This window comes from Streptomyces sp. F001, assembly GCF_004187715.1.
Classification (GTDB): Bacteria; Actinomycetota; Actinomycetes; order Streptomycetales; family Streptomycetaceae; genus Streptomyces; species Streptomyces flavusporus.
Genome location: NZ_QZWF01000012.1, coordinates 51765 through 64909 on the forward strand (window position 1 = coordinate 51765; position 13145 = coordinate 64909).

9 protein-coding genes and 8 pseudogenes are annotated in these 13145 nt (G+C 70.0%); 7 read left to right on the top strand and 10 right to left on the bottom strand.

Features of this window, described 5'->3' with window-relative positions; all coding sequences use genetic code 11:
• Positions 1 to 72 precede the first annotated feature (72 nt).
• The 8 genes and pseudogenes from StrepF001_RS31315 to StrepF001_RS48515 form a co-directional block, all read right to left on the bottom strand.
• Complete coding sequence (locus tag StrepF001_RS31315) at positions 73 to 648, bottom strand: DUF742 domain-containing protein (protein WP_129801573.1); 576 nt, start codon at positions 646 to 648, stop codon at positions 73 to 75.
• Positions 649 to 737: 89 nt separating this feature from the next.
• On the bottom strand, positions 738 to 1151 hold the full coding sequence (locus tag StrepF001_RS31320) for a roadblock/LC7 domain-containing protein (RefSeq protein WP_004983065.1): 414 nt from the start codon (positions 1149 to 1151) through the stop codon (positions 738 to 740).
• A gap of 10 nt (positions 1152 to 1161) precedes the next feature.
• Positions 1162 to 4361: pseudogene (locus tag StrepF001_RS31325) on the bottom strand (nitrate- and nitrite sensing domain-containing protein).
• Positions 4362 to 4752: 391 nt separating this feature from the next.
• Positions 4753 to 5327: pseudogene (locus tag StrepF001_RS31330) on the bottom strand (ATP/GTP-binding protein).
• Positions 5308 to 5709 (bottom strand): DUF742 domain-containing protein, encoded by a 402-nt coding sequence (locus tag StrepF001_RS31335; RefSeq protein ID WP_129801574.1) that lies wholly within the window; start codon positions 5707 to 5709, stop codon positions 5308 to 5310. Before StrepF001_RS31335 ends, StrepF001_RS31330 begins: the two are co-directional and overlap by 20 nt.
• Before the next feature lie 104 nt (positions 5710 to 5813).
• Positions 5814 to 6226: pseudogene (locus tag StrepF001_RS31340) on the bottom strand (roadblock/LC7 domain-containing protein).
• Positions 6227 to 7212: 986 nt separating this feature from the next.
• Positions 7213 to 7926 carry a hypothetical protein gene (locus tag StrepF001_RS48510; protein WP_240797761.1) on the bottom strand — a complete coding sequence of 238 codons (714 nt, stop codon included), beginning with the start codon at positions 7924 to 7926 and terminating at the stop codon, positions 7213 to 7215.
• Positions 7927 to 8005: 79 nt separating this feature from the next.
• Complete coding sequence (locus StrepF001_RS48515; protein ID WP_240797762.1) at positions 8006 to 8533, bottom strand: hypothetical protein; 528 nt, start codon at positions 8531 to 8533, stop codon at positions 8006 to 8008.
• 125 nt (positions 8534 to 8658) lie between these two features.
• Between StrepF001_RS48515 and StrepF001_RS48520 the strand changes: the two genes are divergently transcribed.
• Positions 8659 to 8856: a hypothetical protein gene (locus StrepF001_RS48520; protein ID WP_240797763.1), complete on the top strand. Its 198-nt coding sequence runs from the start codon at positions 8659 to 8661 to the stop codon at positions 8854 to 8856.
• Here StrepF001_RS48520 and StrepF001_RS50175 read toward each other — a convergent pair.
• A pseudogene (locus StrepF001_RS50175) lies at positions 8838 to 9059 on the bottom strand (hypothetical protein); the annotation flags it as partial. The gene StrepF001_RS48520 and the pseudogene StrepF001_RS50175 overlap by 19 nt on opposite strands.
• Positions 8974 to 9474: a nitrate- and nitrite sensing domain-containing protein gene (locus tag StrepF001_RS48525; RefSeq protein WP_240797771.1), complete on the bottom strand. Its 501-nt coding sequence runs from the start codon at positions 9472 to 9474 to the stop codon at positions 8974 to 8976. The gene StrepF001_RS48525 and the pseudogene StrepF001_RS50175, both read right to left, overlap by 86 nt.
• Here StrepF001_RS48525 and StrepF001_RS48530 point away from each other — a divergent pair.
• The 6 genes and pseudogenes from StrepF001_RS48530 to StrepF001_RS48545 form a co-directional block, all read left to right on the top strand.
• On the top strand, positions 9437 to 9595 hold the full coding sequence (locus tag StrepF001_RS48530) for a hypothetical protein (protein WP_240797764.1): 159 nt from the start codon (positions 9437 to 9439) through the stop codon (positions 9593 to 9595). The genes StrepF001_RS48525 and StrepF001_RS48530 overlap by 38 nt on opposite strands.
• Before the next feature lie 878 nt (positions 9596 to 10473).
• Positions 10474 to 10658, top strand: a pseudogene (locus StrepF001_RS48535) (hypothetical protein); the annotation flags it as partial.
• A 169-nt stretch (positions 10659 to 10827) separates the two neighbouring features.
• Positions 10828 to 11607, top strand: a pseudogene (locus StrepF001_RS31350) (fumarylacetoacetate hydrolase family protein).
• A 58-nt stretch (positions 11608 to 11665) separates the two neighbouring features.
• Positions 11666 to 11761: pseudogene (locus StrepF001_RS49665) on the top strand (glutamate--tRNA ligase family protein); the annotation flags it as partial.
• 113 nt (positions 11762 to 11874) lie between these two features.
• A complete protein-coding gene (locus tag StrepF001_RS48540; RefSeq protein WP_276322856.1) occupies positions 11875 to 12543 on the top strand; it encodes a glutamate--tRNA ligase family protein in 669 nt (222 codons plus the stop codon).
• Positions 12429 to 13079: pseudogene (locus tag StrepF001_RS48545) on the top strand (glutamate--tRNA ligase); the annotation flags it as partial. The gene StrepF001_RS48540 and the pseudogene StrepF001_RS48545, both read left to right, overlap by 115 nt.
• Positions 13080 to 13145: the final 66 nt, after the last annotated feature.

The window sequence follows — 13145 nt, forward strand, 5'->3', positions numbered from 1 at the left end:
GTGGTCTTGCCCACGCCGAAGCCGCCCGCCACCACGATCTTCGCGGAGGTGGTGGAGCGGGAAGGACCGCCGCTAGAGCTTGCGAAGTCCACTGAGCACCCTTTCGAGCAGTGTCACGTCTGGCTGGCCGCCGGCGTTCTCGTCGCCGCCGGGCTGATGGATGGCGACCAGGCCCGCCTCCGCCAAGTCGGCGACGAGGATCCTGGCCACGCCGAGGGGGATCGTGAGCAGAGCCGAGATCTCGGCCACCGACTTGATCTCCCGGCAGAGGTTGCAGATCCGCTGATGCTCGGGCAGCTGACCCTGCATCTGGTGCGGAGCCGCGGTGGTGTGCACCAGCGCCTCGATGGCGAGCTGGTACCGCGGCCTGGTGCGGCCGCCCGTCATCGCGTACGGGCGCACCAGGGGGTTGTGCTGTTCGACGCCCCGCGGCGCCGGCTCAGGGGTGCGGCGCTGCGGCTGCACGGGCTGGATGCGCGGCGCGGCCGGCTGGTCGTACGGCGAGGGCCCGGGGCCCTGTGGCGCGTACGGCTGCCGGTGGCTCGGCGTGGAGGGGAAGTTGTACCGGTTCTGGGAACCGTCGTTCTGACCCTGGCCAGGGCCGTACGACCAGTTGCCCGAAGACGAACCGCTTGGGGGTGTTGCCACTTTCTCCTCCCCTGTGCCGGCACCCATCGCTGTGGAGCCGCGTCCCGAAACCTTACGGCCACGGGACGCGAAAACGCACCGTCTGTCTGTTAGTTGAGAAGGCTTCCCTGGAGCTCCGCACGGAGATCCGGGGTCAGGACCGTACCGGCACGGTCCACCAGAAGAGCCATCTCGTACCCAATGAGGCCGATGTCCGCTTCCGGGTGGGCCAGAACGGCGAGCGACGACCCGTCGGAAATGGACATGATGAAGAGGAATCCTCGCTCCATCTCCACAACCGTCTGGTTCACGCTGCCGCCCTCGAAGATGCGCGAGGCGCCGGCGGTCAGTGAGGTCAGACCGGAGGCGACGGCCGCGAGCTGGTCGGCGCGGTCGCGGGGGAAGCCTTCGGACATCGCCAGAAGGAGTCCGTCGGCGGAGACCACCACGGTGTGGGACACCCCGGGGGTGTTGTCCACGAAGTTGGTGATCAACCAGTTCAGGTTCTGTGCCGCCTGGCTCATCGGGCTCACACTAACGCTCCTGGTTGTAGGTGCTGTCAGGACCGAAGCCCTGGCCGTTCGTTTCACTTCCTGCGGTGCGTCCCCGCTGGACACCCCGGCGCAGGTTGCTCAGCCTGCCCCGGACGTCCTCGGGAGCGCGGGAGACCTGGGGGCCGCCCTGCGGGGTCGTCTCCGCCGCGCCCTCGACCAGATTGGCCTTGGGCACCGCGCGGCAGGCCGGAGAGAGGTGACTCCACCCGCCTTGGGCTTACGGAGCTGGGAGGCCTGCTGCCACCGCTCGTCGTTCGCCGAGCGCCAGCCGTCGTCGCCGTTGCTCTGAGCCGAGGGGGCTGCCGGTTCCCGGTTCGCGGCCGGCCCGTGCCCTGCCCGCCGCCGTTGGACCCGCGACGGGGAGCCCGGCGTCGGTCAGGTGGTGGCCGGCGGACTGGCCCGTGCCCGGACGGTCGAAGCCTACGCGGTCCCGCTCACTTGCGTCAGCGGCCTGCGGAGATTCCGCTTCGGGAGCGTACTGGTCCGGGTAGTCGTTCCGGTAGCCGTCCCGCTGCTGCCAGTCGCCCTGGTAGGACTGCTCGTCGAAGGCCGAGAAGCTCTCCGCGGAACGCGTCGGGCGGCGGCGGGCTCCTCCTGGGCCGGCTCCGCATATGCGGGCTCCGGGTAGCCGCCGTTGGTCGCGAAACCGTCGCCCTGCGGCATGCCGTTCGGCGCTAGTACGGCTCGTCGTACGACGGCTGCTGCTGCTCCTCGTACGCCGTCTGCTCCTCGTAACCGGTCTGCTGCCCGTAGGCCGCGGACTGGTCCGGGTAGCCGTTCTGGCCGTTGTCGTACGCCTGCCGGCCGTTGTCGTAGGCCTGCTGGCCGTCGAAGCCGTCGCCGTACGTGGGCGCCTCGGTGCCCTGCGGGCCGTGCGTCTGGGCCTCCAGGGCCGCGCGGCGCTCCTCGCGCATCAGGAGCGGCCCACCGGGTCCAGCTCGCGGATGTCGTCGGGGACCTCGACGTAGCGGCTGTCGTCGAAGCCGAGTTCGGCGGCCGTGCGCATCGGCGGGTGGTTGAAGCTCTCACCCTGGAGCTGCTGCTCCGGGATGATCTGCGAGACCGTGAACTCCTCGCGGTCCGGCGCCTGTTCGCCGCCACCGCCGTGCGTGATGGCGTCGGGGAGCATGACCAGCGACGTGGTGCCGGCCTGCTCGCCGGAGGGGCGCAGCTGGACGCGGATGCCGTGCCGGTCGGACAGCCGGCCGACCACGAAGAGGCCCATGCGCTGGGAGATCGCGGCGTCCACGGTCGGCGGTTGGCCAGCTTGTGGTTGATGTCCGCGAAGTCCTCGGCGGTCAGGCCGATGCCCTTGTCGTGGATCTCGATCATGACCCGCCGTCGGCAAGCGGGTTGCGGTCACCCGAACTGGTCTGCGGCGAGGAGAACGTCCGTCGCGTTCTCCAGCAGCTCGGCCAGCAGGTGCACGAGGTCGGTCACGGCGCGGCCGTGGATCTCGGCCTCCGGGACACCGGATATCTCGATGCGCTCGTACTGCTCCACCTCGGAGGAGGCGGCGCGCAGCACGTCGACCAGCGGGACCGGCTGGTCCCAGCGGCGGCCGGGCTCCTCGCCGGCGAGGACCAGGAGGTTCTCGCCGTTGCGGCGCATACGGGTGGCCAGTGGTCCAGGCGGAAGAGGTTCTCAGCTGTCCGGTCGGCCTCGTTGTTCTCCAGGTCGGTGATCAGGTCAGCTGGCCCTCGATCAGCGACTGGTTGCGCCGCGACAGGTTGGTGAAGATCGCGTTGATGTTGCCCCGCAGCAGCGCCTGTTCGGCGGCGAGCCGGACGGCCTCGCGGTGGACCTGGTCGAAGGCCCGGGCGACCTCGCCGATCTCGTCCGTGGAGGTGATCGGATGGGCGACACACGGGTGTCGACGCGACCGGGGTCGGTCCGCGAGAGCTGGTCGACCAGCATCGGCAGACGCTGCTCGGCGATGCCGAAGGCGGCGTTGCGCAGCTGGCGCATCGAGCGCTCATCTGGCGGGCCACCATGCCGGCCAGGATGAACGCGGCGAGCAGGGCGACCACGACGGCGGCACCCACGATGAAGGCGTCCGCTTGGCGTCGTCGGCGATGCTCGCGGCCTCGCTCACCGCGGTGTCGGCCAGGTCCGACTCGATCTGGCGGTAGGCGTCGTACTTGAGCGTGTTGACCGCCCACCAGTTCGTCGGTGATGCCCTGCTGGGCGAGCGCGTCGAGGTCGTCGGCGGACTGCAGGCCCGAGATCGCCGCGACCATGTCCTCCGGTTTGGCCGGCGGCGCCTTGTAATCCGGGTTCTTGGCCAGCTGTTGCTTGGCCATTTCCTGGCCGTCCGCCCGGATCTGCGTCTCGGCGTCCTCGAGCTTCTGCGCGTCTGCCTCGGTGCCACCGCCGATGTACTCCTGGACGGCGATGCCCTCGAGGTAGGCGTAGGAGGACAGGGCGACGCGCTGCCTGGCCAGGTCGGTGGGCTTCGGGCCGGGCTTGATCAGCAGGTGCGTACCGATGGAGCGCTCCAGCGACAGCGCCGCCTTGGTCAGCGAGATCGCGTAGACCGTACGGCCGTAGCTGGTGATGTTTCCGGTGCCCAGACCGAGCTCGTTGGCCATCTCCATCAGCGGGTGGGCGACGGCGACGTAGCCCTCCTCGGTCTTCACACCGTCGAGCTTGCTCGTGTACGCGGCCGCGCGCAGGTTCTGAAGCTTGGGCTCCTCCTCGCGGAACAGGCCCAGACGGCGCTCCAGACCGGCCTTCTCCGGCATGTTCTGCGCAGCCTCGTCGAAGGCGTCGGCGGCCTCGTCCGTCTTCTTGCGGGCCTGGACGACCGCGGGGTCGTCCTGGCCCTTGCCCGTCAGGAGCGGGGAGGCGGTGACGTCACGCTCGTTGTAGAGCGCGTCGCCGTAGCTCAGGGCGGCCCGGACCAGACGCGCGGTGTTCTCCGCGTCCTCGGCCTCCTGCCAGGTGTCGATCGAGCTGCTCACCTGGAAGCCGCCCATGACCAGGCCGACCAGTACGGAATCAGCAGGATCGCGTTCAGTCGGGTGGCCACCCGCCAGTTGCGCGGGAGAAACGGCCCCGCTCGGGGCGGGCGCGGCCGTCGGCTCCGGACCGGGCACAACGGGGGCGGGCGCCGCTCCGCGCGACGGCGGGGTGAAGTTGCCCCGGGCGGGCGGCGGGACCTTTGTTGCTTCGCCTCACTCGACCAACAACCTCTCGGCGGCGTCGGCACCTACGTCGTGCCGCTGTGTCTCAGAGCCCACTTCGCCAACGACCATCAAGTACGTCTTTGACCTTTGGGCAGTTCAGGCATTCCAGCACGTCGACCTGCGCTCTTCCAAACATGGGATGACGGGGATTCCGAGCGATCAAGGCCCCAGATAAAACGGTCATAAAGAGCGAGCCCCGTCAAAAGACGGGGCTTTTGTGCGCGCAGCGACACCAGTCGACCGCGACGCGTGGCCGTGCCACCCGATTCCTCTGCCGAAACGTTATGAACACCGAAGCCGACCGTGTCAAAGGCCACAGCCGGCTTCAGCATCCGTACTCATATGTCTACGGCAACTGCCGTACGGCGCTGCCTATTTGAGTGCTACTTCAGCCGGGCCATCAAAGCGTGCTCGACCAGCGTGATCAGCGCGGACTTGGCGTCCGCGCGGTGCCGGGCGTCAGTGGTGATGATCGGGTGTCCGGGCCGATCTGGAGTGCCTCGCGGACCTCGTCGGGCTGGTACGGCTGCTGGCCGTCGAAGCCGTTGAGGGCGACGACGAACGGCAGACCGCTGTTCTCGAAGTAGTCCACGGCCGGGAAGCAGTCCGCCAGCCGGCGCGTGTCCACCAGCACCACCGCGCCGATGGCGCCGCGCACCAGGTCGTCCCACATGAACCAGAAGCGGTCCTGGCCCGGCGTACCGAACAGGTACAGGATCAGGTCCTGGTCCAGGGTGATACGGCCGAAGTCCATCGCCACCGTCGTGGTGGTCTTGCCCCCGGTGTGCGTGAGGTCGTCGATGCCCGCGCTCGCGGACGTCATGACCGCCTCGGTGCGCAGCGGGTTGATCTCCGAGACGGCGCCGACGAACGTGGTCTTGCCCACGCCGAAGCCGCCCGCCACCACGATCTTCGCCGATGTGGTGGCGCCTCTCGGTTCAGAGCTTGCGAAGTCCACTGAGCACCCTTTCGAGCAGTGTCACGTCCGGAGCACCGCCGTTGTTCTCGTCGCCGCCCGGCTGGTGGACGGCCACGAGTCCGGCCTCGGCGAGGTCCGCCACGAGGATCCGGGCCACCCCGAGCGGCATGGCGAGCAGTGCCGACACCTCGGCGACCGACTTCACCTCGCGGCACAGATGGCAGATGCGCTGGTGCTCCGGGAGCAGCCCCATGAGCGCTGCCGGGTCGGCCGTTGTGCTGATCAGTGCCTCGAGGGCGAGCTGGTAGCGCGGCCGGGTCCGGCCGCCGGTCATCGCGTACGGACGTACCAGCGGCTGGTCGCCCTCGTCCCCGTACGGATCTGTGTACGGATCATGAGAGGCGGTGGGCGGGTCATGAATCCTCCGGGCGGGACAGCAAGTTGGTCAGTCGTGCCGTCTGACGGGGGCCGGTGGGGGATTGTGGCGGCCGGACGGTGATTTGGTGAGACGGTGATCCGGGATCGCTAGTGGAGCAGACTTCCTTGCAGTTCGGCGCGCAGGTCGGGCGTGAGCACCGCGCCCGCGCGGTCGACCAGCAGCGCCATCTCGTAGCCGACGAGACCGATGTCGCAGTCGGGGTGCGCGAGAACGGCCAGGGACGAGCCGTCCGAGATGGACATGAGGAAAAGGAAACCTCGCTCCATCTCCACGACGGTCTGCGCCACGTCGCCCCCCTCGAAGATCCGGGAGGCCCCGGCCGTCAGCGAGGTGAGCCCCGACGCGACCGCCGCCAACTGGTCGGCCCGGTCGCGCGGAAAGCCCTCCGACAGCGCCAGGAGGAGACCGTCGGCGGACACGACGACGGTTGGGACACCCCGGGGGTGTTGTCCACGAAGTTGGTGATCAACCAGTTCAGGTTCTGTGCCGCCTGGCTCATCGGACTCAACTAACGCTCCTGCTGGTGAGTGGGGCTCGAAGCTGCCCGTCTGGCCGGACCCGGCCTGACGGCCCTGTGCGATACCCCGACGGAGGTTGGTCAGCCGACCGCGCACGTCCTGGGGCGCACGCGAGACCTGCGGACCGCTCTGGTGCGGTTGCTGCTGAGCAGTGCCCGGGACGAGGTTCGCCCGGGCACCCGGCGCGGCAGACCGGAGGTGGTGACACCGCCCGCGGCCGGCTGCCGGACGCGTTCCGCCTGCCGGACGAGATCGTCGTTCGGCGAGCTGCGCCAGGCGGCGGCGGGGCGCTGAGGGGCCGCGGAGCCTGCGGCTGGCGCGGGGCCGGTGCGGAGCCGTTGCCCTGCGGCCGGTCGGGCCGGCGCTGTGGCTCGGGCTGCTGACCCTGCTGGCCGTGGAACCAGTTGGTCTCCAGCGTGTCGTACAGCGGCGTACGCCCGTCACCGGGGCCCGAGGCCGGCGGCAGCGCCTCCGGCTCCGGGCGGGCGGGCCTCTGCGGACGCTGCGGGGCCGGGGGCCGCTGGGCACCGAAGTCGCCTTGCGGCCGCTCGTACTGGCCCGGACCCGAGGGGTTCTGGTGGCCGCCGGGCAGCGTGTGCTGCCCGGTCGAGGAGCCGTCGTGCCCGGCGTGGAGAACTGGCCGGTAGCCCGTTGTCGTAAGCCTGAGGAACCGGGAACTGTCCCGTGGAGCCGTTGCCGTACGCCTGGGCGCCGGGAACTGGCCGGTGGAGCCGTTGTCGTACTGCGGCGGAGCGGCGTACTGGCCGGTGGAGCCGTTGTCGTGCGCCTGAGGTGCGGCGAACTGCCCCGTCGTGGACGAGTTGTTCGGCCCGTTCTGCGTGCCGAAGACGTCCGGGCGGACGAACTGGCCGCTTTCTGCTGGCCGTTCGGGCGCCGGAGCCCTGGCGGTCGTCGATCCGCGGAACCGCCGGCATCTCGGCGGTGGCGCCGGGGCCCTGGCGGTCGTTCACGCGGGCATCCGGGCCGTCTGCGAGACGTCCGGCTCCTCGTGGCCGCGCGGGGTGTCCAGCGCGGCGCGCGGCACCGGCGGCTGCGCGTTCTCGTCGCTCCAGCTCGGCCGGGACTGCTGGTTGCTGCCCGGCAGCTCGGCCCGTGCGCCACCGCGCGGCGGCAGCTGCGGCTGACGTCCACGCCGGCTGCGCTCGGTACCCGCGCCCGCGTCGCCGCGCTGCGGCGGCACGTTGCCGCGGCCGTCCTGGCCCTGCGGGCCACCGGAGGCCTGGGAGCCCATGCCCGCCGGGGTGGGCCGGCCCTGGGGCATCTGCGGTCCGCGTGCACCGCCCGGAGCCCCGGACGGCCGCCCGAGTCCCGGCCCGGCAGCTCGGCCCGCGGCCCCTGGCCGGCACCGAGCCGGCCACCGCCACCGGACGCACCGGCCCGAGGGCACCCGCGCGGGCGCACCGGCGCCCAGCGAACCGCCGTTGTCACGGCGGGCCGCGGCCACACCGGCGGCGGCCTGCGCCGCGGCCGGGCCACCGGCGCCACCCTGACCGGGCTTGCCCTGCGGCTTCTTGCCGCCCTGGGCGACGTCGACGGGCAGCATGACCAGCGCGGTCGTACCACCGGAGTCGGACGGGCGCAGCTGGATCCGGATGCCGTGCCGCTGCGACAGCCGGCCGACCACGAACAGACCCATGCGCCGGGAGACGGAGACGTCCACGGTGGGCGGCGAGGCGAGCCGCTCGTTGATCTGGGCGAGGTCCTCGGCGAGAGGCCGATGCCGGTGTCGTGGATCTCGATCAGCACCCGGCCGTCGGGCAGGCGTGACCGGTGACCTTGACCTTGGTCTGCGGCGAGGAGAACGACGTGGCGTTCTCCAGCAGCTCGGCGAGCAGGTGCACGAGGTCGTTGACCACGCGGCCGGCGACCTGGGTGGTCGGCACCGCGGCCAGCTCGATGCGCTCGTACTGCTCCACCTCGGACGCGGCGGCGCGGAGCACGTCGACCAGCGGACGGGCGGTCCAGCGTCGGCCGGGCTCCTCACCCGCGAGGACGAGGAGGTTCTCGCCGTTACGGCGCATACGGGTGGCGAGGTGGTCCAGCTTGAACAGCGAGGCCAGCTGGTCCGGGTCCGCTTCCCGGGACTCCAGTTCGGAGATCAGCGACAGCTGGCGCTGGATCAGGCCCTGGGAGCGACGCGAGAGGTTGGTGAACATCGCGTTGACGTTGCCCCGCAGCAGGGCCTGCTCGGCGGCGAGGCGGACCGCCTCGCGGTGCACGTCGTCGAACACCGCGGCCACTCGGCCGATCTCGTCGCGGGAGTGCACACGACCGACTCCACGGACGTGTCCACGTCCTGCGGGTCGGACTCGGACAGCTGCTTGACCAGCTCGGGCAGCCGGTCCTGGGCGACCTTCGTCGCGGTGTCCTCCAGCGGCGCAGCGAGCGGATCATGGACCGGGCCACCACGAAGGCGCCGACCAGCGAGACGCCGAGCACGAGCAGGATCAGCGCACCGGAGATGATCGCCTCGCGCTCCGACTCGCTGCGCAGCTCGCGGGCCTGCTGCTCCATGTCCTCGAGCAGCTTGCGCTCGATGTTCTTCATCTGCTGGATCTTGGTGGAGCTGTCGTCCAGCCAGTCCCGGTAGGAGCGCCTCTCCAACCCGGCGAGGCCGTTCTCCCGCAGCGCGCGGCCGGCGTAGGTGTCGGTGGCCTCGATGACGGAGTTGCCCCGGTCGATGGGCTTGAGGAGCTCCTCGGCCCCTTCACCGAAGATGCTGGTGAAGCTGCGCAGTTCGGATATCTGGCTTTCCAGCGCCGATTCTGCGTACAGCCGGTCGTTCTCGGACAGGTCGCGGCCGTCTTGGTGTTCGCGGGCAGCGCCGCCGCCAGGACCGCGCGCTGGATCGACGCGTACTCCTTGGCGGAGGAGAACGCCGACAGGCGCGGGTGCGCTGGATCATGTCGGGGTTGCTGTCGCCTCCGCCATGTCCTGCGAGGTCGAGCAGGTGCGTGATGAGGCGGTGGTAGGCCTCCACCGTCTGCGTGGAGTTGTCCTCGGCCTCGTAGGCGTTGCTGCGGATCTCGTTGAGGCCGTTGAGATCGCGGGCGAGGCCGACCAGGCTGTCGCGGACGCCCTGGAGGTTGCCGTCCTTGCTGGCGGAGTCGACCTCCTCGGAGGCGGCGAGGAAGTTCTCCAGCGCCCGGTCCGTCTTGGTCTGGAGGCCCTTGACCGTGGTCGTGCTGGCCGTCGAGCCGTGCGCCAGCGGGGGCGGACTGGTCGCGCTCCTCCTGGAGCGCGGCGGCCAGTTCGGTCGCCTGCTTGGTCATTTCCGTCAGCAGCTTCATGTTGTCGAGCTGCTGGATGTCGTCCATGGACTGTGTTGATACGCAGTGCGCCGAGCGAGGTGGCCGCGACCACCGGCAGCGCGAGCAGCGACACCAGACGGGTGGAGATGCGCCAGTTGCGCAGGGCTATGCGCGGCCCGGGCCGCTCGATCCCTGCGGAGGCTTCACCGCCGGAGCGGCCGCCGGAGTGCCCGAAGGCGCCGATGCGCCGGGGCGCGCACCGCCGTCACCGGACGGGCCCGGGCCCTGGGCGTGCTGGGGCGAGGAACCGCGGTCGGTCCGCCGTGCGGCTCCGGCTCCGCCGAAGCGCTGCCATCCCTCTTGAAACGTCCCTGCACTAGCGTCGCAACCTCTGGACCAGGCGCCCCTCCGCGAACGGAAGGACGGTGTCGGCGTCGATCGGGAGCGCCCTGAATGCGCACCCGGATGGTCGTGAGTGACCGGCGCTGGACTCCCCCTTCTTGCCGCCACTCGGCGCTGTTTCGCGCCCCTGCGCACCGGCTCGATCCTGCGGCGGTCCGTGGAATTCCAGCACAGTGCCGGATCTCCAACAAGGCCAGTTGGTCAGGCTGTGACATCCGTGACACCGCGTGAGGGGTGCGTCACGACACGTAGAGCGACCTCCGCCTTATAGCGGACATTTCTGAGCGAGTCGTCGAGGCGGGCGGGGTGTCCCAGTCGCGATGATCAGGAGCGGAATGTCGGCTTCAGGGGGTCAATGTCCGTTTCATTGGTATGAGTTGCCAGCCTGAATTGACCGGTTTGAGCTCGAGATCGTGAGCAAACTCACACGCGGCCGCAGGGCGCTGCGTGCCATCCGCTGGGAATCGGATGTTTAGCCTGACGCTTTACAAGAGGAGACCTTCTGCCAACCGGCGCTTCCGGCGCCCCGTACACGACAGGGTTTCAGTACAACCGTGAAGACGACGATGATGTTCCGCACGATAGCCAACCGCGGCGCACGACGCTGGCGCACCTCGACGACGCCGACGAACTGCAGACCCCGGATCACCCGGAGCACTCCGTCGACCTCCCGACCCAGACCGCCAACCCCCGCCGCACGGTCCTGATGGACGTCCCGGCCGGGGCTGCCGCGGCGGAGCAGGCTAGGCAAGCACTCCACAGGCCCCCTTGCGCAGTGACGCGCGAGGGGCCTGTGAAGCCGAGACGCTGCCGTTCCTTCCCCTCCAGCCTGATCCACCGGACAGGCCCCGCCGAGATAGCCTGGAGCGTCAGACTTCAGCCAGCTCAGTCAAGGGGCCAAGCATCCCGTGCGCATCGCCAGGTTCTCCATCGACGGGAACGTCGCCTTCGGCGCGGTCGAGGGCGACCAGCCGGACGAGCTCGTCCTCGACATCATCAAGGGCATCCCGTTCGCGGACTTCGAGCTCTCCGGTACGAAGGTCCCGCTGAGCAAGGTCCGGCTGCTGCCGCCGGTGCTCCCCAACAAGGTCGTGGCCTTCGGCCGCAACTACGCCGAGCAGCAGCGCGCGTGAGCTGGGCAACGAGGTCCCGGACGCCCCGTTCGCCTTCTTCAAACCGTCCACCTCGGTGATCGGCCCCGGCGACGAGATCCAGTACCCCTCCTTCTCCGAGGAACTCCACCACGAGGCCGAGCTGGCCGTCGTGATCGGCCGCCTGTGCCGCGAGGTCCCGCGCGAGCGCGTCAAGGACGTGATCCTGGGCTACACCTGCGCCAACGACATCACCGCCCGTGACGTGCAGAGGCGCGAGAAGCAGTGGGCCAGGGCCAAGGGCTTCGACACCTCCTGCCCGCTCGGCCCCTGGGTGGAGACGGACGTCGACCCGTCGGACCTCACCATCCAGCTCACCGTCAACGGACAGCAACGCCAGCTCGGCCGCACCAGCGAGATGATCCACCCGATCGAGGATCTGATCGTCAACATCTCCGAGGCCATGACGCTGCTCCCGGCGACGTGATCCTCACGGGCACCCCCGCGGGGGTCGGCCCCCTCGCTGTCGGCGACGAGGTCTCCGTCAGCATCGAAGGCATCGGCACTCTCACCAACAAGGTTGTCAAGCGTGGCTAGCGCACCCGGCTCCCCCGTTCGCGTACGTTTCTGTCCGTCGCCCACCGGTAACCCCCACGTGGGCCTGGTCCGCACCGCCCTGTTCAACTGGGCGTTCGCGCGGCACCACGGCGGCACCCTGGTCTTCCGTATCGAGGACACCGACGCGGCCCGCGACTCCGAGGAGTCCTACGAGCAGCTGCTCGACGCGATGCGCTGGCTCGGCTTCGACTGGACGAGGGCCCGGAGATCGGCGGCCCGCACGCCCCGTACCGCCAGTCGCAGCGCATGGACATCTACAAGGACGTGGCCCAGAAGCTCCTGGACGCCGGCCACGCCTACCACTGCTACTGCTCCCAGGAGGAGCTGGACACCCGCCGCGAGGCCGCCCGCGCGGCCGGTAAGCCGTCCGGCTACGACGGCCACTGCCGCGAGCTCACCGCCGAGCAGGTCGCCGAGTACCAGGCGCAGGGCCGCACCCCGATCGTCCGCTTCCGCATGCCGGACGAGACGATCACCTTCACGGACCTGGTCCGCGGCGAGCTGACGTTCACGCCGGAGAACGTCCCGGACTACGGGATCGTCCGAGCGAACGGCGCTCCCCTCTACACGCTCGTGAACCCGGTCGACGACGCCCTGATGGAGATCACGCACATCCTGCGCGGCGAGGACCTGCTCTCCTCCACCCCGCGCCAGATCGCCCTGTACAAGGCGCTGATCGAGCTGGGCATCGCCAAGGGTGTCCCGGAGTTCGGGCACCTGCCGTACGTGATGGGTGAGGGCAACAAAAGCTCTCCAAGCGCGACCCGCAGTCGTCGCTCAACCTCTACCGGGAGCGCGGTTTCCTCCCCGAGGGCCTCCTCAACTACCTCTCGCTCCTCGGCTGGTCGCTCTCGGCCGACCAGGACATCTTCACCATGGACGAGATGGTCGCGGCCTTCGACATCGCGGACGTGAACCCCAACCCGGCCCGCTTCGACCTCAAGAAGTGCGAGGCGATCAACGGCGACCACATCCGCCTGCTCGATGTGAAGGACTTCACAGAGCGCTGCCGCCCGTGGCTCCAGGCCCCGTTCGCCCCATGGGCCCCGGAGGCCTTCGACGAGGTGAAGTGGCAGGCCATCGCCCCGCACGCACAGACCCGTCTGAAGGTCCTCTCCGAGATCACCGACAACGTCGACTTCCTGTTCCTGCCGGAGCCGGTCTTCGACGAGGCGAGCTGGAACAAGGCGATGAAGGAGGGCTCCGACGCCCTGCTGCGCACCGCCCGCGAGAAGCTCGACGCGGCCGACTGGAACTCCGCCGAGTCCCTGAAGGAGGCCGTCCTGGCCGCCGGTGAGGCGCACGGCCTCAAGCTCGGCAAGGCCCAGGCCCCGGTCCGGGTCCCGTCACCGGCCGCACGGTCGGCTGCCGCTCTTCGAGTCCCTGGAGGTCTGGGCAAGGAGAAGACGCTGGCCCGTATCGACGCGGCGCTGGCGAAGCTGACGGCGTAGCGCACACGAGGGGCGGCATCCGGAACGGGTGCCGCCCCTTCGCCGTACCCGCCCGGAACCCGCGGT